We start from the raw sequence: 21,552 nt of genomic DNA on the forward strand, positions 1-21,552 counted from the left end.
CCTATTTGCGCTGATATTGCAGCGCAATTTGTAATGACCGCCCCGGCTCAGCATACGTGCTATAGAGGTATGTGTACGTCGCGTCCAACAGATTCCTGATTCCAATCTGCAACGATATGCTATTCAGCTCCGCGGTCTGGATCCACACATCCGCGCTCGCCCACGCAGGGGAATCAAATAAAGTGCCATAGAGCTCTGTGCCCAATGAAAAGAGGTCTAGTGGGCCTCTCACCGTAGCATGGACCCGTGCCCATGTGGACAGTGAAGTCTCAGAGATCAACGATGAGGTATTTGATAGAGAGGTGTACGTGGCCAACCACCACCACGAACCGCGTACGAGTGCAGTCATTCCATGGATACGGCCACCCTCCGAGTCGCGCAAAAACGTCATAAGCTCAGCAGAACTTTCAATCCCGTTCCACCTGAATCCCACATCTGCTTGCTCCAGAACACCTCTTTCCGACTGCGCGCGACCGGTTCCGGCGATCAGTTGCCAGTCACCGCTGAGTTGCCAAGTCAAAAACGTCATTCCCCCCCAATGACCGCGATCAGGGTCTATTCTGAACTGTCCCTCAATTAGTAAACGTGAAATCCGATGCAATGCCGTGACAAATACACTACCCTCTACAGATGAGCTTGCGTCATCCTCTCCTTTGGTGGGGTGATTCAAACTCCCGCTTTCCATGTAACGATAAATATCTGCACCTATGTTCAGACGTAGATTTCGCAGCGGCAAAAGCGTGACCGTAATGGATCCACTCCGCTGTTCTCTATGCAGATCATCGTTTAGCTGCTGAAGAGCCGCCGTTGCAACCACCCCCTGCAGAAAACCAGCCTTTTGAGAATACCTGTACTGTACGATCCCCGCATGCTGACGGATGTCTCCTCCAGTAGATTCGAGGTCCTGTAACCAGCCGCCACTTCCTGAAAGATGATGATTCGGGCCCATCCGTATCCCGGCGCGTCCGGCAACGTTTCCCGAACGAATTCCGGCCTGCTGAAGAACCCCGCTCCCATCTGAATAATTGCTTGCCGTCTCATAGATTCCACTGAGCGTTCCATAAACCCGGGACCAGTTGCGATGGAATGTCATTCCTGAACGTACCCTCTGTGTTCTTGAATCATAAAGCAGCTCTGCACCCGTTGAAGACTGTTCAGGTATCTTGTACTGGATTGACGCATCCATTCCAAGACCTAGGTTATAAGGGCTGGGGATAACCTCTGAACCCTCTAAATCTGCGATCAACGTAAGCGGCATTGAGGGATCAATCAATCGCACTCCATCCAAATAGAACGATTGTGGAGTGAGCTCTGACCCATACAAGGTATACTGAAACTCAATCGCACTCACTCGGCGAGGTAATAGACCTCTAAACATTCGCGTGGCCCATCCTCCCTGTGGGTTTACAAATACATGTTGATCCGGTAAATCATAAGCCTCGAGCATCAGAAAGATTTTCAGTTCCAGGTTATCTTCAACGTCAACTGACTCTTGGAAAGGAGTGTATCCTTCCGCAGATACGGTGAGTATATATTTTCCGGGATTGATGCCGGTAAATTCGAAGCGGCCATCTGGCCCGGTGAGTGATCCATGCAGTGTTCCCGCCAGTAGGACGACTGCCCCAGAAACTGGAGTCATTGTTTTTGAATCCAGAACCGAACCAACAATCCTAGGTGACGATTGGGCAACAACGCAGTTCAGACCAATACAAAAAACAAGACACTGGAATATCAAACGCAAGGATAGCGCCCCGAGCCGTGCGGCGCTCAATAAGAACAGGCTCGCTTCTGTTGGCTCAACCAACCTTGACCGAGTGCTCCGATCAGTTTTGACCATACCCACCGGCATAATAGATCCTTGATGCTGCGATGAAGATTCCTGCCAGTACTATAAAATACTCTTACCTGTCTGAGTGGCCCGGACGCACTGATCGCTATATATCTGAATTGCAAAAACCAGTTTTTGCTGTACCTAACGGGTCACGCTCCCAGTTGATGCTACCACCCGGAATTGCCTAGATCATCAACGGAGCGCGATATCAGATCAATGCGGCGCCTACCACTCTCAGAAAGAGAGAAGTTATTCCCCCTTCCCCTTACGAGGCCGTTTGTCAGATACTGATAGGCAATTGATGATCGTTGAAGGACATTCAGCTTTGGTGAGTCCACCATTTCGTCGGACGGTTCAAATTTGATTGGCAACCCAGAGGCAGCAAACGTAATTTTCCAAGAATTCCCCATTTCAATTGGAGCCCCATATTCGGGGACCCAATCTTTCAACTCGTCGCACAGCCACGGATAGCGCCATAAGATATCCGGGAGTGTTGGCCCCAGTGGAACGGTGACCTCAAAAAAGGGCGTTTCCCGCGTAAAAAGCTCTGGAATGGTCAGGTCTGGATTCTCCCTCAGCTCCAGGTACAAAGACGCAACATCTATCCCGACCAAGTTGAGCCCATTATAGATTTCATGATGATTAGGGGCTGCTCTTTTTAGATGATCATCATACCAGGCATTGAAGGCCTCGCTCAGCATGAGGTTGATTTCTAGGTGTAAGTGTGCCCGGTCACGACTGACTCCCCTTCCTGTATAGCCCATGATACCAATGGGAGCCCCCTGATCAACTTGATCCCCAATGGATACGCTAACACTTTTTAGATGGGCATAAAGGCTGTAGTACGGTGATTGCCCCCACCAGTGCTCAACTACAATATATCTCCCGTAATTTGAGCGACCCGACCCTTCGTTCACGTAGACAACTTCGCCATTCGCAATTGCCCTGACTTCATCCAGCGGCTCCCCTCTTGATGTGCGTTTTAGTGAGCGAATATCAATGCCTTCGTGAAAACGACTGTAGATCACCCCCTGACTTGTGCGGCGCACATTCCGTACAAAGCCATACTGTCCTGCCGTCCAGTCAGGCTTTTCATTGGGCCTTGGCTGACGATACGTTCGCATATAAAATTCCGGTCCACCGCCCCGGAAAAGTGCATCATTATCCGTGGGTAAGACGATCGAAATTCGGGAGTCGTCCTGAGCTGTAACCCCTGGAGATACGATCCCCGAAATAAGAAGAACAATCCATACCCCCCCAACCAGCATTCGGTTTTTTGAAAATACTGCCAACCAAACAATTGACACCCAATTCCTCATGCCCATAATCTACTGTAACTAGTGGAAATAGAGAGTGATCTACACTGATTGTACCGGATAGTCCGCACAAATATTGCCACGTGCAATTTCTGTCAACTTCCGCTTAAGGATCGTGCGACGGAATGCACTGATGTGATCCGTAAACAGGATCCCCTCCAAATGATCGTACTCATGCTGAATTACGCGGGAAAGAATTCCGTCAACCGTCTGGGAGTGCTCCTGCATATTTCTATCCTGGTAGGTGATCTGTACAGATTCCGGTCGAAATACGGGCTCTCTGATATCTGGGATGGAGAGGCATCCTTCTTCAAATTCTTCCTCCTCCTCTGATTCCCAGGTAATCTCAGGATTAATGAACACCATAGGTTGCTCGGGCAAATTATCCCTCACATCCTCCGGCATATCCTCCTTCAACCCCGAGACATCTACAACAAAGAGACGCTCTAATCGCCCAACCTGCGGAGCGGCAAGACCGATCCCTTCAGCATTGTGCATCGTCTCAATCATGTCGACAATCAACTTTTGAACCTCTGCATCAACAGATTCGACAGGCTTGGTTTGTTGACGGAGAATGGAGTCGCCAAACAAACGTATTGAGAGTATCGCCATGAATACTACGGATCCACCTGGGCGTAGACACCCGTAACTGTTTCCTCGTTGAATGTTACGATCTCGTAGGGTTGCGCATTCGGACCCTCCATTCCCGGCGATCCGATGGGCATCCCCGGTACTGCAATGCCTGGTATATCCGGCCTCTCCTCAAGCAATTTGTGTACATAAGCAGCCGGCACATGACCTTCCACTATATACCCATCTACGACTGCAGTGTGACATGAATGTGCGGCCTGCGGTACCCCCAATTCCGCTTTAATTGAACCCATAGCCCGCATATTACGGGACTCGACTTCGAAACCAGCCGCCTCCATATGCTCCGCCCACTTGACACAGCACCCACATGTTGGAGATTTATATACAACCATCGTTGGCTTCACCTCCTGGCCGCCTGGTCGCAAGGTAAACCCAACTATGGCAACAGCACAAAGCCCCACGCCTGTCAGTACTATTAAGATGGCACGCTTCATGATCTTATTCGATTAATACGTTATAGTTGGACAGCCGGGAAGGATCCACATCAGAAAGAAGGTCATACACTTGTCCACGTTCTTCTGCGTCCTGAAACATTCCTACCAGTTCTTTGGATTTTGTGCTGAAAAAAATGTCGAAGACATATTGTCTAGATTGATCATCATACAGATCAGACATAGTTTGTAAGACCTCCAACACTTTGGCGCGCGCAGCCTCCATGTCCAAGGTAAATAAATCCAATGCCTCCATATGATACTGATAATACACTTGGCGAAGAGGACGCATACGTGGACTTGTCATTTGATCTACAATCCGTGCACGTCCGTCAACATCTATAGTACTCCACCCCACGGCGTTCGTAGCTACGGCCAACTGCTGGATACGCTTGGCTTTCTGAAAATGTTGTTCTCCCCCATATTCACTAAACGAATCATAGTCGTAACCCAACATGAGATAGGCATAGTAGTCTAGTACAGATGTAAGTCCATCGAATCGTTCGACTTCGAATACCAAAGGGGTTCCTTGTGAATAGTTAAAATCCCACGCTTCATCACTGATCTGCAGCATAGGGGTCTTTGCCATGGTCCCGTAAATCGGACGGGTGCTGTTTAAAATTAGTTGTGCACGAAAGGAAGTCAGCGTAAAATTCTGTTGGATCACAACCTGGATGGAGCATTCAATGAGTTCGTGCACTTCGAACTGATCCTCCGTCCAATTATTGTTGTTCATGTAATCCTCGATTTCCCCTTCCAGCTCATCAAGAAATGAAAAGCCTGAGCCCTCAAGCTGCCGATAATTCACCTGCGCAGTACACTGGAACTCCCGCGCAACCGGGGCGGATACGAATCCCGCTAAAACACAAATGAGGATGATCTGTCGCATCATCGTTTGGTTTTGACACCAAGGGTTATGCCGGATGTACTGTTTTGACGTATACAAAGCTGCATGATTCCAACGGTTCAGCAAGTCCCCCAGATCTCATCAAGCATGAACTTACAGAATCCCTTTCCACTATATCATGTGTGGAAAAAGATTGATCGCGATTGCAGTTCCTGCCAGTTTTTATAATTGATACTACGGAAAAACTGCTTCCCGCCGCCCGTACAAAATTTGGCCCAATTTGTTCGTTCATCGGATACCTTGCAAGCATTGGAGATTACATGAGCGAGAAGTACCCCTTATTAAAATCCAATGGATTAAACGAGGCACGTACTTCCAAGTCCAAATAATGCAGTAGCCGGAACTGAAGCCCCATCCCGAGCCCCGCCGACCAGTTGCCACGATAATCTGGGCTGACAACTACTCTCTGTATAAATCCATACACGTAGAGAACCTTGAAGTATGAAGGCACGGTCAGGAATCCATTTTGTATGTACCAAACAGGTTGCAGAATTTCTGCATCAACCCGAACGTGCGCTCCCCTGCCCAGAAATGCTTCGTGCCCCCTGGGAAGAACTAACGACCGGCTATATACCCCGGCACCATTTTGAGACAATAGAGACGCACCCAGTATCATACTTGTGTTCGATCTCCGGGAAATGGACCAGTACTGGTTTAGTCTCATGTAGAAACCCGTCCGTCTGGGATCACGTTCTCGGATCACATCTGCACGTCCATATATCCCAAGAACTGTCCCTCTGTTTGGCCGCACGTCCCGTGTATTCTGCTGCAAGCCAACGGCAAGTAAAATACCTATATCCACGCGCGTGCTGCGCTCCCATTCAGCAAGGGATTGACGTGTATCTCTTCGATACGGAACTGGATTCTCATCCAGGCTGAACCACCGTGTCCGCTCACTGCGTACACCTGCGAGGATGCTGGCATAACTATGACGCACATTCGCTTCAAAGCGAAGTGGGAGGGTGAATGTCATTCCAATCCCCCTGGATTGCTCTCCATAGGTGATATCCCGGATGGATTCTTTTCCATCTTCCTGCGTCAGGACCCTAGCAATGGCAACATCAGGCTGGCTATAGACGTCAATAGTTGCGACCACCGGACGAAAAACTGCACTCACCTCCGCCCGCCCCCATAGCTTTCGTGCCTGTACGGTTGTCTCCATCGCATAGGTGCGACGGCGAAGAGGATCACTCCCATGGATTGAGAGTCCGCCACCCAGCCCCAATCTTCTTTCTGGAGTATCGTTTGACCACACACCTACAGGGAGAAACATCCGAGGAAAAAGCCTTTCCCATGATTTGTATGGCTCGTGAGTGAAATCTTTCGGTAATCCCAACCTGGAGGAAATCTTGGGCAACTCACTCACGGGCGTAAGGGGTACTTCGACCCACTCTTCTGGGGCAAATTCCACAGCCACAACATTATAGCGCTCATGCTGGTAATCAACATAAACGAGGGTGCGATTATCCTCAGAGAGGATAGGGTCTAGTGCCCCGTACAGGACATCTGAAAGCTGCAGTGTGCGCTTCGATTCCAGGTCATGACATAATACGTTGGTTACGCTACCCAACTCTGCGGTGAAGAGGAGGTATCGTCCATCCGAACTCCATGAGAGCTCACGAATCGCTGCACCATCGATGAAAATCCATGGCTCCAGCACCCCGCTTGAATCCGCACGATAAATTGCCTGCGCCCGATCATGTCGAACCAGGACGGCAGTGGTTTCCGCCGAGGGCGCGATCTGGATAAGATCTGCCTGACTTCGGCCGCGAATCGTCTGAATACCGCCAACTGCATCAACCTCAATCCAGGTGTTGCGCTGTCCATCATTTTGAAGTGCCCAAATACCGGAGGAGCTCTGTACAGGGACATGGGCACGAGCTCCTTGAGTTAGACGTCTCTCCCGATTCTCAGATAGATCGTACTCGAATATATCTGCAGATGAAGCCAGCGTCGAAAACCGGTCTGGAACATAGCGGGAATAGAGTATGACACTATCTGCTACGCTAAACCATGCATCTTCCGGTAACTGGACGGAGTGAATTCGTTTCGTGGCTCCGCTCTCAATATCCAGACTATACAGTCCCGGAGTTTCATTTAGTCCTCTCCGGTATACGACGAGTGTCGAATCATTCAACCATTGTGGCCGACGCTGCAGGATACCCGGACTTTCTACAATGGGCTCTTGCAACCTTGGACGTCGATGGACTAGCGTAGTCGACGTCTCCTGCCGAAACTCAGTAACCAATTCACTTAAAGGCTGGCCAGTTGTGCGACGTAAATCCAACCCCGTTGATCGGACTGGGTTACGAAACCGCTGGGTCCGCATCTTTTCAAAGAAGAGGCCCTGGTCCTTTGAATACTGCCAAGCGAAAAAGTTGGCACCTCCGATATAGTGACGATTGGCGTGAAAACCATACCGGGACGACTCGAAGAGCTGTGACAGGCTCCATGGGCGCTCAGATGCCGCTGCGGCTCGGTACTGCATCTGAAATCGAGCATCATTCAACCGCCCCGCGCCGTGAGGTCCTGGGCTCTCAAAATAAACTGCAGCTCCTTCATTCAGGCCTGGCGGCAAAGACAAATTCAATGCGCGCGCAGCGTCGGGTGCAAACCAATGAAGGACCTTTCCCACCCCCCACGGCCCGCTTGCCTGCGCTTGTGTGGCATGTACCAGTTCATGCGTCGCAACTGCTTCAATCCATGAATGGGACCTTGTCCCTATCCGGTTTCCCTTAATGTGAGGAACTTCGATCTCTTGTCGAAATGGATGGGTATGGACGTACCCGTTGGCTCGATCACTGGAGTTGTTCAGGATCACCGGCATCCACATCTTCCCAGCCAACCCGGAAAGAGACTGTGCCTCGGGGAGTGTTCGCTCTAAGATGAGCGCAGTCTGCCAAGCCTCTACCTCACTTCCTTCTTCAAAAATGATCTCAAAATGCTGTGCCTTATGGACGCGATATTTACTCCCCAGCGGCCGCACAACAGGTTCGTAGTATTGCCCCAGAACAGACGAGGGGACCAGGAATGCAATCGTAAAAGCAATCAGAGATTTTGACAGCCTGTGAACCATGCGAACAAAGATTGAACCGATTGAGCACGAACGCTCAATTATCTCTCATTGGATCACCATCGATCGTGAGGTTAAGATTCGGGAACAGACGGACTCTTTCAGAAGATAGGCCTTCTGAGGTAGCCTTGTGCTTGATCGGGTATACCCACATCTCAGAAGAAAGCGGAGGGGGAGGGATTCGAACCCCCGGTAGGCAATGCCTACAATGGTTTTCGAGACCACCCCGTTCGACCACTCCGGCACCCCTCCGAAACGCCCGTCAACGAACACGGAAAGTGGTTTGTTCGTGATTATGCCGATGCAGGCAATACGCTGCGAATCAACTCTGGTGCATTCTCGAGCACAGCACCTAGCTTTTCAGGCTCTCGTCCACCCGCTGTGGCAAGCTCCGGCCGGCCCCCGCCCCCACCGCCAATTTGACGCGCAAAGTGACCAGCTATCTTCCCTGCATTCACGCCCTTGGATAATAAGTCATCCGTCACAACAGCCACCAAATAAGCTTTTTGCCCACCGGGATCCCTTGCACCCAAGATCCCTACACTGGATGCATTCAGGCGCTGCCGTAGCTCCTGCCCCTGTGCCCGCAACATATCCATATCTGCATCGTCAATCTGCCCGGTAGCCAAATGAATATCATCTACGGTGACCATACTGTTTAGTACTCCATCCAACTGCGCGGAAAGTCGCTCATGACGAAGTTTTTCCACCTCCTTCTGAAGGAGACGATTCGCCTCAAGGAGCTCTGCCACAGACTCCTCCACGGGGCGCTTTAATCCCCTGAACTGCCTTCTGGTTTGCTCCAGTGAGGTCCGCTCCCGAGTCACCATATCGACTGCATCCACTCCCGCTATGGCTTCAACGCGGCGGACCCCCGTGGCAATCGAGCCTTCGGATTGCAATATGAAAAGTCCTATTTCACCCGTGGCTTGCACATGAGTCCCCCCACATAATTCTACAGAGAACGCTGGATCGAACGTGACCACGCGAACCACATCCCCATACTTCTCTCCAAAGAGTGCTGTTGCCCCTCGTGCCAATGCTTCTTTGTAGGGAACCTCTGGATCAATTTCCGCAGCAATATTTCGCTGTATCTGCTCATTGACCCGATCCTGGACACGTCGTAGATCCTCCACACTTACCCGCTCATAGTGATTGAAATCAAACCGTAGATGTCCTTCTGCGACTAGCGACCCCCTCTGCTCTGCTCCAGGCCCTAGAACCTCTCGTAATGCGGCATGCATCAGGTGTGTTGCCGTATGATGCTTTGCAATTCGATGACGACGCTCTGCATCTACGATAGCCGTTACTGGGCACTTCAGCGTCGATGGAAAGCGATCCACCCTGTGAGTAATCTGACTTCCCACAATCTGCGTGTCTGTCACCTGGATCACTTCACCATCGAAATTAAGTGTTCCAGTATCTCCAATCTGTCCTCCTTTTTCCGCATAGAAAGGACTCCGGTCCAGTACGATGACTCCCGCATCTTCGTCCGATGCAATAACTCGCGCCCCTTCCAGAGTGGTCTGCTCGTAGCCAACAAACTCCGACTTGTGGCTTCCATCTACCTTCCCGATTGACTGAACTACGGCTTCTGTAGATTTCGCACTGCGTGCGCGGTGCCTCTGCTCTGCCATCAACTCTTCAAAGCGTGACATATCGACCCGGCGCCCCCGCTCACGGGCCATGAGCTGCGTCAGATCAATGGGGAACCCATAGGTGTCATGCAATAGAAATGCAACCTCTCCCGGGATACGGCTCAGTTTAACGACCGAGACAAACCGGCGAAGCATTTCGCCTGGCACAGCCCTGTCCATCGTACTTGCGTAGGCTTTCCGTAAGAGATCCTGGGCCGAGGCATCTTCCCGTAATTGGTCTACGAACGCGTCTTCCTCCTCAGAAGTGACCCCATCTATATAATCGCATACCCGATCAAACAGTGCCAATCCACGTCCTAGTGTGTGCAAGAATGCACGCTCTTCCCCGCGAATATTTTCTGTGACAAGCTTCTCTCTAGTGCGCAATTCTGGGAAAATCTCCGCAAGAGATTCAATCACAACGGGCACCAAGCGACAAAGGAATGGCTCCTTGATCTTCAGAGTGGTGTATCCATAGCGTACTGCACGGCGCAGGATCCTGCGAATCACATATCCCCGCCCCACATTCCCGGGGACGACCCCATCCGCAACAGCGACTACGGTCCCGCGAATATGATCTACAACCACCCGCATTGCCACTCGGATCGCATCTATGTCCAGCGCAGAATCAATATCATCATAACCTCGGATACCAGAGACCGGGGTTAATTCAGCCAATTGATCCAAAAGCTCCCTAAACGCGTCCGTATCATAGGTACTAATCTTGCCCTGCATCACCGCCGCAAGACGCTCTAAACCCATGCCTGTATCTACATGACGGGCAGTTAATGGGAGCAGATTCACCGAAGATTGGGCAGTGTCAGTCGAAGTACTCTTGCTGGGCGATGGCTTGTTCACCTGAGCGTCATACTGGATAAACACCAGATTCCACAGCTCAATCACTGTCGGGAGGTCTTGGTTTACACATTCATGCCCGGGAATTTGCTGGCGCAATTCATCAGGACGCAGATCAATATGGATTTCGGAGCAGGGGCCGCAGGGGCCTGTCTCCCCCATCATCCAGAAGTTATCTTTCGTACTACCGTACAAAACCTGATTCTCGGGGAGATAGCGCCTCCACAAAGTGGCAGCCTCTTCATCCGCAGCAAGGTTCAAAGCAACATCGCCCTTATGTACAGTCGCATACAGTCGATCTTCGGGAAGTTTCCAGCGGTTTACCAATAGCTCCCAGGCCATGTCAATCGCTTCCTCCTTGAAGTAATCCCCGAAGCTCCAATTGCCGAGCATTTCGAAGAAAGTATGATGGTACGTATCATGTCCCACCTCTTCGAGATCATTATGCTTTCCAGATACCCGCAGACACTTTTGGGTATCTGCCGCGCGAACATACGACCGCGTTTCCTGCCCCAGGAAGATCTCTTTGAACTGCGCCATTCCTGAGTTGATAAAGAGCAGCGTAGGATCATCCGCAGGGACCAGAGAGGCACTTGGAACAATCATATGCCCCTTCTCACGAAAAAACTCCAAAAATTCCGCTCGAATCTGTGCAGTGCTTTTGTATGTCGCCATCAGGGAGAATAATTCACAACCCTATAGAACGCTTAACTGGGGAATCTTGTGCCTTTTGGCAAAAGCAGAGTACCTCCGACGAGCTGTCTGCAACCTGACTAAGTGTTGTTGCGTACGGCAGGTTCAGCATTTTAAAAAACCCAGCCCAATGTACGTACATCCCAAATTCATTCCGGCCGCCTTGACTTTGATCATGATAGCGACCTCGGTTCAGGCGCAAATCACGCTTACTCCAATTGACGAGAAATATGCTGCTGATGAAGTTCGTGACCTCATGGTTAGCGTTGCAGATGCCGATGTTACCGTCAATACATCCGATGTATCCACTGTTGAGGTACAGGTTACCGTGGAAGGTGACGACCGTGACAAAGCGATGGACTATTACGAGAAGCAAAATTTCAGTGTTACACTTGACCGTGGAACACTGCATGTGAATTCAAAAAGCGAAAGAACCCGTGGAACATTGTACGGCTGGCGTAACTCGGTAAATATTCATGTGGCGATCAACATGCCATCCAATATCTCCTCAAATATCCGCACATCTGATGGAGATCTAGTCATTGGTGAGTTAACCGCTGGAACGACAATTGTGACCAGTGATGGGGATATTGAGGCCGCACGGTTGGAAGGCGCCTCTGTCTCGGTTAAGACCAGTGATGGAGATATCAGCATTTTAGCTGCCTCCAGCGAAAAAATTGCAATACAGACGTCAGACGGAGATATTGAAGCTGGTTGGTTGGAAGGAGCTTCTATTTCGGTTAGAACCAGTGATGGCGATCTCAAATTGGGCGATGTTGCTGGTGACCTGCAGATTCAAACCTCTGATGGCGACATCATGATTGACTCCATCAACGGAAAATTGGACGCAAAAACATCCGACGGAGATCTCGCGATCGGTGAAGTCATCTCATCCAACGCAGAAGTGCGAACCTCTGATGGCGAGATAACCATTGGAACGGCTACTGGAAGCTTGACGCTCAGAACCAGTGATGGCGATGTGGCATTAGGGCTGATTGATCCCGAAAATATCAACGTGACGATCTCCTCTGGCGATGCACTCTTAACAATGCCGCAAAATCTGCCTGCCACACTGAATATCAGAGCAAAAGATATAGAGATGGACTCTTTTTCAAACTTCTCGGGAGACCTTGATGACTCACGAGTTGACGGGGACCTCAACGGTGGCGGAGCACTCATTCGAGTGCATATATCTGATGGTGATGTCGTCATGCGTGCGATGGAACAATAGGCTCTCCTGCCAATTGATCGGATTGCTTGTCCGTAATCTACCGTCCTGAACCACGCAGACAAATTTCCAGCCCGAAAAATCATGCGATCCTACTCGAAATACATCCTGATCACTTCACTGTTTTTGTCGGTTGTCACCTTTGCCAGTGCCCAGGTTGCATTCACTCCGATTGAGCAGCAATTTGATGCCAGTGCCGTTTCTGAATTGATTATTGATGCACCGAATGCCAACATCACAATCAATACATCAAACCGGTCGGATATAGCCCTCCAAGTCGTGGTGACGGGGAAAAACCAGGAGAGAGTAGATGATTACTACGAAAGCCAGTATTTTGACCTGACTCTTGAAGAAGGAGCGTTACAACTACTCTCGGAGCCTGACTGGATTAAATTAGATCGTCGTAGTTGGCGTAACCCACCAACTATTGACGTGGCTATTGCTATGCCTCCAACCGTGTACTCCCAGCTTCGTACACACACTGGGGAGGTACTGGTAAATGAGCTCAGGGCTGGGGCAGAAATCAGGACATCCAACGGAAAGATCGCTGTCGATTCGATTTCCGGGGGGCCGATAAAACTACGAAGTTCCGATGGACACATCACCGCCAAAGAGCTCCGGGGATCATCTGTGACTGCCAGAACGATTAATGGCAACATTGTTGTAAACCTTCTTCACAGCGAAGATACAGAGATTCGAACCTCAGACGGAAGCATCACCGCCGACAAGATACACGGCACTTCTGTGTCAGCAAGATCGATTAATGGCAGCATCGAGATTGGGGAACTGACATCTAAAAGAGACCTCCTCCTTCAGAGCTCAGATGGAAACATAACGACCAAACAAATTGATGCTTGGGCTCTGACAGCCAAAGCAATAAATGGCAATGTCAATTTGGGACGGGTATCCAGTGATCATGCCGAAATACGAACCTCCGATGGATTGATCAGTGTGGAGAAGTTTCAAGGCTCCTCCGTGTCAGCCAGATCAATTAACGGTAACATCAAGATTCGGCATATCACCGCCAGCACTGTGCTCACGCTTCAATCCTCCGATGGAGGCATCACAACCGATCAAATTGATGCTTCTTCCCTGATGATCAAAACCATTAATGGCCCCCTGAATCTCGGACTCGTGTCCGGTGATCATGCCGAAATACGAACCTCGGATGGAACGATCAATGCCAACAAAATTCAAGGTGAATCCGTGCTGGCAAGATCAATTAACGGCAATATCAAAGTTGGAGAGATCACCTCCAGCAAAACTCTCACTCTCCAGTCCTCAGATGGAAGCATCACAGCCAGGCAGATTGATGCTTCATCCCTCCTCGCCCGGACCATTAATGGCTCCATGAATCTTGGGTTGATTGCGGGCAATAATCTTGAACTCAAGACGTCGGATGGCGCCGTCTCAGCCGAACACCTTGAAGGAGGATCCGTCTCGGCGAAAACGATTCAGGGAAATCTGGTGATAGGGCTCGTTTCTGCCAAGCATCAAGTCAATTTGAACTCTTCCTCTGGCAATATTACTGTAAAACACCTTGAAGGTGGATCCGTGTTTGCCAAGAGTATCAGGGGAAGCATCCTTGTGGAAAATGTAACCTCTCGCGGAGAAATTTCATTGCAGACATCTAATGGAAATATCATCGCTGAACACATCACTGGTGCGTTTGTGACCGCAAAAACGACAAGCAAAGGAGACATTAAAGCTGGACTTATTTCTGCACACGCAGATATGCATTTGCGAAATGGCGACGTACAGATTCGTCAGATCACCGGAAGCCTGATGCTTAACTCCTCAAATGGAGATGTCGAAGTGGGAGTGGCGGATACCCAACATATCAGGATCAACGCCTCAAATGGTGATGTCATACTTTCCGCGCCCGAAAATTTTTCAGCAACGCTTGATTTGGCTGGGAAAAACTTGGACTTGAGTGGATGGGGGCTATCCAACCCCGGCACAGAACCTAAACTGAGAATGGCAACCCAGGAAGGCACCCCACTAATTCATGTACGCGCAACCAATGGAGATATTGTTCTTGTTCCCCTCGAGAACTATAACATCTCAAGTGCCAGAGCAGTCCCTCCCCCCGTTCCGTGACAGAGTGCCGCAAGACCCAATGATTTCTCCCGTGCTTTCAGTGCATGAATGAGGGTCACAACAATTCTGGTCCCTGAACACCCAATTGGGTGCCCGAGCGCGATCGCGCCCCCATTCACATTCAGCCTCTCGGGATCAATCTCCAGTCCCCCGACAAACAGCGGCGTACTCAAAGCGAATGCTTCATTGTTCTCGTAGAGATCAATATCCGCCACCCGTATTCCCGCGACGCTCAATGCACGCCGAGAAGCCTCAATCGGAGCCTCTACAAAACGCTCCCAGCCCCCCGCAGCCCACGCATGCCCTAGGATACGAGCAATGGGTTGTAGACCGTGGCTACGCACAAATTCCCCGCTAGCAAGCAAGATCGCAGCTGATCCGTCGCTAATCTGACTACTATTTCCAGCCGTTAACACTCCATCTTGTGCAAAAACCGGCCTCAGTTTGGAGAGTGTCTCTGCAGTGGTCTCTGGCCGAATCCCTTCGTCCTGTTCAAGAAGCCCCTTTTTTGTGGAGATAGGGGTGATCTCTGCGTTGAATCTGCCCTGTAGGGTCGCCGAATGCGCACGGGCATGAGATTCAGCAGCTACTTCATCAAGCTCCCAGCGACTGATCTGGACCTTTTGTGCCAAACGCTCTGCCTGCACGCCCATAGACTCTCCATTGAGAGGATCTGAAAGTCCATCCTTATGAAGCAAATCAATGACGCCCTCTTTCGGTTCGGATAAGTACTTATATCCCCATCGGGCCTTGCTTGAGAGTGCGAATCCCGTCTGGGACATGGATTCAACGCCACCTGCCAAGATTAAATTCGAAGTACCAGACTGGATGAAGGCAGCTCCCATCATCAAACTCATCATCCCGGAAGAGCACACCATATCAACGCCAACTGCGTTTACTGAATCAGGAATTGACGCATGCTTCGCCGCTTGACGTGCAACCAGTTGCCCATGACCACCTCCTAAAACATGTCCCATCAGAATCAAATCCACCAACCGATCCGATACCGCTGCCCGATCCAGTACTGATCGAAAAACCGGAGCCGCTAGAATGGCAGGACTTTGTGCTGAAAGCGCTCCTCCAAAACGTCCAATCGGGGAGCGTGTGGCACTCAAAACGAAGACATCTCTCATTATTGGAATATTCATCTTTGTGATGCAGCTCTTGCAATGCGAGCGATAACTGCCTCGGTGTCCTGAGTCGGAAGCTCACAGGTGGCTCCGTGGCACACATGGATTGCAAACTCGCTTACGCCTCCAAAATTTGGACGCGCAAGGATGACCACGTTAGGTGCGTATACTTTTCTAAGATCCGCCAATGCTGCCTGGGTTTCTTGTTGGTCGCCCGGACCTGAGACAATGATTTCGGTGCTCGGCCCCATTCCATAATCAAGCGCTGTCAGTGTTGCACTAAACCCATCTGGATACTTCGAAATCCCACCTGAATACACCTCAATGGACTGATGCCCAGTTGCTTCTAGATCAGGATCACCTATGACACGAGCCAGGCGGAATAGATTCATTATCATCACGGAATTGCCGGAGGGGATTGCGCTATCGAACGGCTGTCTGGGCCGCAGTAGAAGTGGTTCGCCATTGCGCTTGACCATAAAAAAATCCCCCTTCTCAGATCTAAAATCATCCAAGACCGTCTGGGTAAGTGCCCGTGCGAGCGTGCAATAATCTTCCTGATCTGTCGCTTCATATAGTGCCAGCAATCCCATGATCATATACGCGTAGTCATCCAGGAGCCCCTCGATCGCCGCCTCACCCTCCCGCCATCGGTGGAGCAGCCTGCCCGGCTCCGGCATCATATTTTTTTCAATGAAGCGCACGCATTTTTCTGCCCGACGAATGAACTTGGGATCCTCCAACACCACCCCAGACTGGGCAAGTGCTGTAATCATGAGCCCATTCCAATCTGTCAACACCTTATCATCCAAAAGAGGACGTACCCGCTTCGACCGATGCCGGAATAATCGATTACACGCATCTTCCAGGGTTGCGTGGTCCTCGAGAGGGCCCTCTGAAGTGCGGTAGAAGATATTGTTTCCCGTCCGTTGATGAGTCGCTTCATCCAGGTAATTCCCCCCTTCGTTCAGATTGAATACATGCGCGATCTGCTTTACTTCATCGGATTTCAGTAACCTATGGATTTCTTCCATCTCCCAGACATAGTACTTCCCCTCAACTCCTTCGGAATCTGCATCCTCTCCAGTAAAGTATGCACCGTCAGGATGGTGTAACTCACGATGCACATACTGCAGTGTATCAGAAACTGTCTGCATGTATTCAAACCCGCCAGTCGCTTGGTATACTTCCAGATAGATGAGAATCAACAACGCCTGATCATAGAGCATCTTCTCAAAATGGGGGACTCGCCAGATCTCATCTGTACTGTAGCGATGAAAGCCTCCCCCCAATTGATCGTAGAGTCCTCCACGCCGCATTTTCTGGAGGGTATGCTGAATGATTTCGAGCGCTTTAGGATTTTGAGTGCGGTGCCAATAGCGAAGCAAGAAGCGCATCCGCTCTGGAGATGGAAACTTGGGTGCACGTCCGAACCCGCCATTTACCGGATCGTACTGCTGTTCAAAGTGCTGGAATGCCCTATGGAGGGTGTCCACCGATAGCTCTTCTCCAGAGAGATCCAGGTCGGCGGACTGTTCCAGCGCCCGTACAAACTCATCTGCCGTTCTCTCTATCTGATCGCGATTTTTTTGCCATACCTCCGCAACCTTTGGAATGATCTGCAACATCCCCTCATGACCATAGCGCGCGGTCCTGGGAAAGTATGTCCCCACCAGAAATGGACGCATTGCTGGGGTCATCATGACGGTCAATGGCCAACCGCCACGTCCAGTAGAAATCTGACAGGCGTTCATATAGATGGCATCAATATCGGGGCGTTCCTCCCGATCAACCTTGATATTGATAAATGACTCGTTAAGCAGCCGGGCCACCTCCACATCCTCGAACGACTCTCTCTCCATCACATGACACCAGTGACAGGTTGCATACCCGATCGAAAGAAATATTGGCCGATTGGTCTCTCGGGCAGCCACGAAAGCTTCCGCTCCCCAGGGCCACCAATCCACAGGGTTATCCTTGTGCTGTAGTAGGTACGGGCTTTTCTCAAAGGCGAGGCGATTACTCATGGGCTCGAAGTCCAATCCCGATATCCATTACATTCGTATGAGTTGGGCCTGTAATCAGAAGTTGATCTAACGCTCTCAGACAATGATAGGCATCATTTTCTTCTAATGCGGCATAGGGATCAATACCCATGGATCGTGCTTTGGCAACCGTGCCGGGAATGGCCCATCCACCCGCAGCATCCGTTGGCCCATCAATCCCATCGGTGCCACCGGAGAGTAAAACTACATCTATGGATTTATTACTGAATTCAGACGCGGCAGCAAGTGCCAATTCCTGATTGCGTCCACCCTTACCGGCCCCCCGCACTGTGACGGTGGTTTCGCCTCCCCAGAGGACGCACTCCCCAGGACCTAAATTCAAAGTCTCCCGGGCCATGGCCGCCCCGATATCCCGTGCTTCACCATGGACGCCGGAGTTTGTACCCACAATATGATAGCCCATTTGCTCTGCTGCAAACTCTGCTGCTTTCAGAGCATGATCATTTGAAGCCAACAGTTGGAAATCAGACCTCTCCAACGGTTCCGAGCCTGGCTTGGGGGTATCTGACTGAACCCCTTTAAGTCCTAACTTCAGGTGCTTCCGTACTCCAGGGGGAATCTCTAGATCATAAGCAACGATTACATCTGCCACATCGTCCCAAGTCGTCGGATCCGCAACGGTCGGACCACTTCCAATGACAGACTCATTGTCCCCAACGACATCAGATACAGCTAATGTGATGGTACGCGCCGGCCATGCTGCCTTCGCAAGTTGCCCCCCCTTGATCGCCGATAGATGCTTGCGGACCGCATTGATCTGATGAATATTTGCGCCACTGCGTAATAGCGTCTGGTTAACGCTACGTAGATCCTCCAGTGTGAGACCCGAAGATGGGAGACTCCACAATGCCGAAGCTCCGCCACTAAGAAGAACTATGAGCGTATCTCCCACGCCGCAGACCCGTGCGGTTCGGAGTGCATCTGCTGCAGCCCGTCGACTCCCCTCATCCGGGACTGGATGCCCCCCTTCCGTCACTCTGATGGTTTTGGGAGGAGACTGGCCTTTGGGAAACGAGTTGATATAGCCATGAGGCACAACCACCTGGCCTTCAAATAGGCATTCGGGGAATTGCTGCTCCAAGACTGCCGCCATCGCCATCGCAGCTTTGCCTGCTCCCACAACACGGCTCTGCCCCGAAATCAATAAATCTCCTGCTGACTCCATGAACTGGGGTGCACTCACACTCCTCACTGCCGCATCAAAGATTCTCTTTGCTGTTTCGATTAATTCGGAATTGCTATTTTTAATCCCACTCAATCCTGTGCTGTCATGCATCGTCGTTCATTTATGTCTTCTATCCCCTTCGCCTCTGTCACTCCCTTCATGACTCCCCGCACAGATATCCGGCAACGTCAATACTTCGAGATGATCACGTATCATACGAATATAGGCCCCCGAAAGTCGCGTGTCGCTGATTTTTATCGAGACGTAGTATTGCCCGCTTACGGCCGACTAGGGATTGGCCCCATTGGAGTCTTCTCCCCTTTATATGGTCCCAATGACCCCTCACTTTATATTCTGGTACCTCATCAAAATGTAGAGACTGTCCTGCGTGGAAGTACGTTGCTCCTTGATGACGAGGAATTTCGACGTTCAGGGGCCTCTTTCCTGAATTCCTCATTGGATGATCCATCTTACGTGCGTCAGGAACGTCAACTCATGCACGCTTTTGTAGATATGCCGCAAGTCGCGGTACCTGTGAAAGGACCAAACCGGATCTTCGAGTTACGCATTTATGAGAGTCACAACGTGATTGCAGGGCAGAAGAAAATCGCCATGTTCAATGAGGGTGGCGAGATTGCTATCTTCCATAAGACAGGATTGACTCCGGTATTTTTTGGTGAAACAATTTTTGGACCGCAAATGCCCAATCTCACGTACATGTTGGGTTTTGAAAGCATGTCCGAGCGAGATGCAGCGTGGGACAGGTTTATCGTCGATCCAGAATGGATTGCACTGCGGGATGACCCGACTTATGCAGATACGGTTTCCAATATTACCGACTTTATTCTCCGTCCCCTCCCATTTTCGCAGATCTAAGCACATGCGTTATTCACCAATTCTCTATGTATTTCTGTTCGTATTCATCCATACCCCCCTGCTCGTCTCCGCGCAGGTAGCACCCGCGCCTGATCGCACCGAAGGGGAAGGTCCCTTTGAACGATTGATTATTCGAGGTGCCACCGTGATTGATGGGACTGGTTCACCGCCACGCAGCCCCATGGATATTGTGATTGAAGGAAATCAGATCGTAAGCGTCCGCAGTGTAGGGGCTCCGCGTGTCGCCATTAATGAGGAGAGGCGCCCGGATGGAGCTACCCGCGAAATTGATGCTCACGGCAAATACGTGATGCCCGGAATCGTGGACCTTCACGCTCACACAGGCGGAATCCCTAAGACTCCTGAAGCAGAATATATCTACAAACTCTGGCTTGCTCATGGAATCACGACCGTGCGAGGGGTATCCTTCGGCGGATTCGACTGGTCATTGAAGGAGAGGGAGCGGAGTGCCCTCAATGAGATTACGGCTCCCCATATGGTCAGCTATCACCGGCCGGGCAGCGGCTGGGATCAGGGACCAGTCGCGACACCGGAAGCCGCACGCGCATGGGTACGGTTTGCCGCAGAATCCGGTGTGGATGGACTGAAGCTTGGCTCCTACCCACCGAACATTATGGCTGCTTTGCTTGATGAAGCGGCCAAGCATAACCTTGGGTCTACCGCTCATCTCGGGCAAATGGGAGTTGCTCAAATGAATGCGCTGGATGCAGCCCGGCTCGGGCTTGGTAGCATGACGCATTTCTATGGGCTCTTTGAAGCATTGTACGACCATAATGATGTCCAACCCTGGCCGGTTGATATGGACTATAATGACGAACAGATGCGTTTTGCGCAGGTCGCACGGCAGTGGTCGCTTGTGACCCCGCAGGGTGATCTCTGGAATTCCGTGATGGACGAGTTCCTCGAACTCGACTACTATATCAACCCCACGATGGCCATTTATTCTGCCGGACGCGACGTGATGCGGGCCCGGAATACAGACTGGAATGACAAATACGTACTTGGAAGCCTTCAGAAATTTTTCGATCCAAGTCGCACCGATCATGGGTCTTATTTTTTCGACTGGACGACGCACGATGAGGTTGCTTGGAAGAATTTCTATCAAGTCTGGATGCAGTTTCTGAACGAATACAAGAATCGCGGCGGGAAAGTGACCGTTGGCAGTGACAGTGGCTTTATCTATCAACTCTTCGGGTTTGGAACGATCCTCGAGCTGGAAATGCTGCAGGAGGCGGGCTTTCATCCGCTGGAAGTCGTCCGTGCAGCGACCATGCACGGAGCGATGGAAATCTATAAACCTCTCCAGAAACCCATTGAGTATGGAGTGATCGGCGCCGGTATGCGGGCAGACCTTCTGATCGTGAGTGAAAACCCATTGGCGAATTTCAAGGTCCTTTATGGAACAGGTGCCATGAAGCTCAACGATGAGACAGGCGAGGTCGAATTCGTGGGAGGAGTAGACTATACCATCAAGGACGGAATCATCTACGATGCGAAAGCACTCCTGGAGGATGTGGCCGCTATGGTAGAGGAGCAGCGCCTCAAAAAAGCACAATAAACACCAAGAACCGT

Annotated in this window: 14 protein-coding genes and 1 tRNA gene; 4 read left to right on the plus strand and 11 right to left on the minus strand. The window is 50.8% G+C overall.

The features are described 5' to 3' along the window. Window position 1: 1 nt before the first annotated feature. From F4Y64_10005 to alaS, 8 genes are all read right to left on the minus strand, one after another. Window positions 2-1,849: a carboxypeptidase-like regulatory domain-containing protein gene (locus F4Y64_10005; GenBank protein MXX97932.1), complete on the minus strand. Its 1,848-nt coding sequence runs from the start codon at window positions 1,847-1,849 to the stop codon at window positions 2-4. A gap of 149 nt (window positions 1,850-1,998) precedes the next feature. Then, complete coding sequence (locus tag F4Y64_10010; protein ID MXX97933.1) at window positions 1,999-3,156, minus strand: M23 family metallopeptidase; 1,158 nt, start codon at window positions 3,154-3,156, stop codon at window positions 1,999-2,001. 33 nt (window positions 3,157-3,189) lie between these two features. Beyond that, window positions 3,190-3,759, minus strand: coding sequence for a peptide deformylase (def, locus tag F4Y64_10015; GenBank protein ID MXX97934.1), 570 nt, complete (start codon window positions 3,757-3,759; stop codon window positions 3,190-3,192). Window positions 3,760-3,764: 5 nt separating this feature from the next. Continuing rightward, a complete protein-coding gene (locus F4Y64_10020; protein ID MXX97935.1) occupies window positions 3,765-4,232 on the minus strand; it encodes a DUF411 domain-containing protein in 468 nt (155 codons plus the stop codon). A 4-nt stretch (window positions 4,233-4,236) separates the two neighbouring features. Then, entirely contained in the window at window positions 4,237-5,121 is an 885-nt protein-coding gene (locus F4Y64_10025; GenBank protein ID MXX97936.1) for a DUF4835 family protein, read from the minus strand. 271 nt (window positions 5,122-5,392) lie between these two features. After that, window positions 5,393-8,212 carry a hypothetical protein gene (locus F4Y64_10030; protein MXX97937.1) on the minus strand — a complete coding sequence of 940 codons (2,820 nt, stop codon included), beginning with the start codon at window positions 8,210-8,212 and terminating at the stop codon, window positions 5,393-5,395. Between the two features lie 163 nt (window positions 8,213-8,375). Further along, a tRNA-Ser gene (locus F4Y64_10035) sits at window positions 8,376-8,461 on the minus strand. A 41-nt stretch (window positions 8,462-8,502) separates the two neighbouring features. Then, window positions 8,503-11,376 carry an alanine--tRNA ligase gene (gene alaS, locus F4Y64_10040; GenBank protein MXX97938.1) on the minus strand — a complete coding sequence of 958 codons (2,874 nt, stop codon included), beginning with the start codon at window positions 11,374-11,376 and terminating at the stop codon, window positions 8,503-8,505. 148 nt (window positions 11,377-11,524) lie between these two features. On the opposite strand from alaS, the gene F4Y64_10045 reads away from it, so the two are divergent. Both F4Y64_10045 and F4Y64_10050 read left to right on the plus strand, forming a co-directional pair. Then, window positions 11,525-12,625 (plus strand): DUF4097 domain-containing protein, encoded by a 1,101-nt coding sequence (locus tag F4Y64_10045; protein ID MXX97939.1) that lies wholly within the window; start codon window positions 11,525-11,527, stop codon window positions 12,623-12,625. An 81-nt stretch (window positions 12,626-12,706) separates the two neighbouring features. Next, a complete protein-coding gene (locus F4Y64_10050; GenBank protein ID MXX97940.1) occupies window positions 12,707-14,722 on the plus strand; it encodes a DUF4097 domain-containing protein in 2,016 nt (671 codons plus the stop codon). Here F4Y64_10050 and F4Y64_10055 read toward each other — a convergent pair. From F4Y64_10055 to F4Y64_10065, 3 genes are read right to left on the minus strand one after another with little or no spacing between them, the layout of a single operon-like run. Further along, window positions 14,677-15,855: a thiolase family protein gene (locus tag F4Y64_10055; protein ID MXX97941.1), complete on the minus strand. Its 1,179-nt coding sequence runs from the start codon at window positions 15,853-15,855 to the stop codon at window positions 14,677-14,679. The two genes, F4Y64_10050 and F4Y64_10055, sit on opposite strands and share 46 nt — an antisense overlap. Window positions 15,856-15,866: 11 nt before the next feature. Then, the gene (locus tag F4Y64_10060) at window positions 15,867-17,879 is read right to left on the minus strand and encodes a thioredoxin domain-containing protein (protein MXX97942.1); all 2,013 of its coding nucleotides are present in this window, start codon (window positions 17,877-17,879) and stop codon (window positions 15,867-15,869) included. Beyond that, on the minus strand, window positions 17,872-19,194 hold the full coding sequence (locus tag F4Y64_10065) for a DUF4147 domain-containing protein (GenBank protein ID MXX97943.1): 1,323 nt from the start codon (window positions 19,192-19,194) through the stop codon (window positions 17,872-17,874). Before F4Y64_10065 ends, F4Y64_10060 begins: the two co-directional genes overlap by 8 nt. Here F4Y64_10065 and F4Y64_10070 point away from each other — a divergent pair. After that, window positions 19,189-19,959: an NIPSNAP family containing protein gene (locus F4Y64_10070; protein MXX97944.1), complete on the plus strand. Its 771-nt coding sequence runs from the start codon at window positions 19,189-19,191 to the stop codon at window positions 19,957-19,959. The genes F4Y64_10065 and F4Y64_10070 overlap by 6 nt on opposite strands. Window positions 19,960-19,963: 4 nt before the next feature. Next, a complete protein-coding gene (locus F4Y64_10075) occupies window positions 19,964-21,538 on the plus strand; it encodes an amidohydrolase (protein ID MXX97945.1) in 1,575 nt (524 codons plus the stop codon). The last annotated feature ends 14 nt before the right edge of the window (window positions 21,539-21,552 follow it).

This window comes from Rhodothermaceae bacterium, from assembly GCA_009838195.1.
Taxonomy (GTDB): domain Bacteria; phylum Bacteroidota; class Rhodothermia; order Rhodothermales; family Bin80; genus Bin80.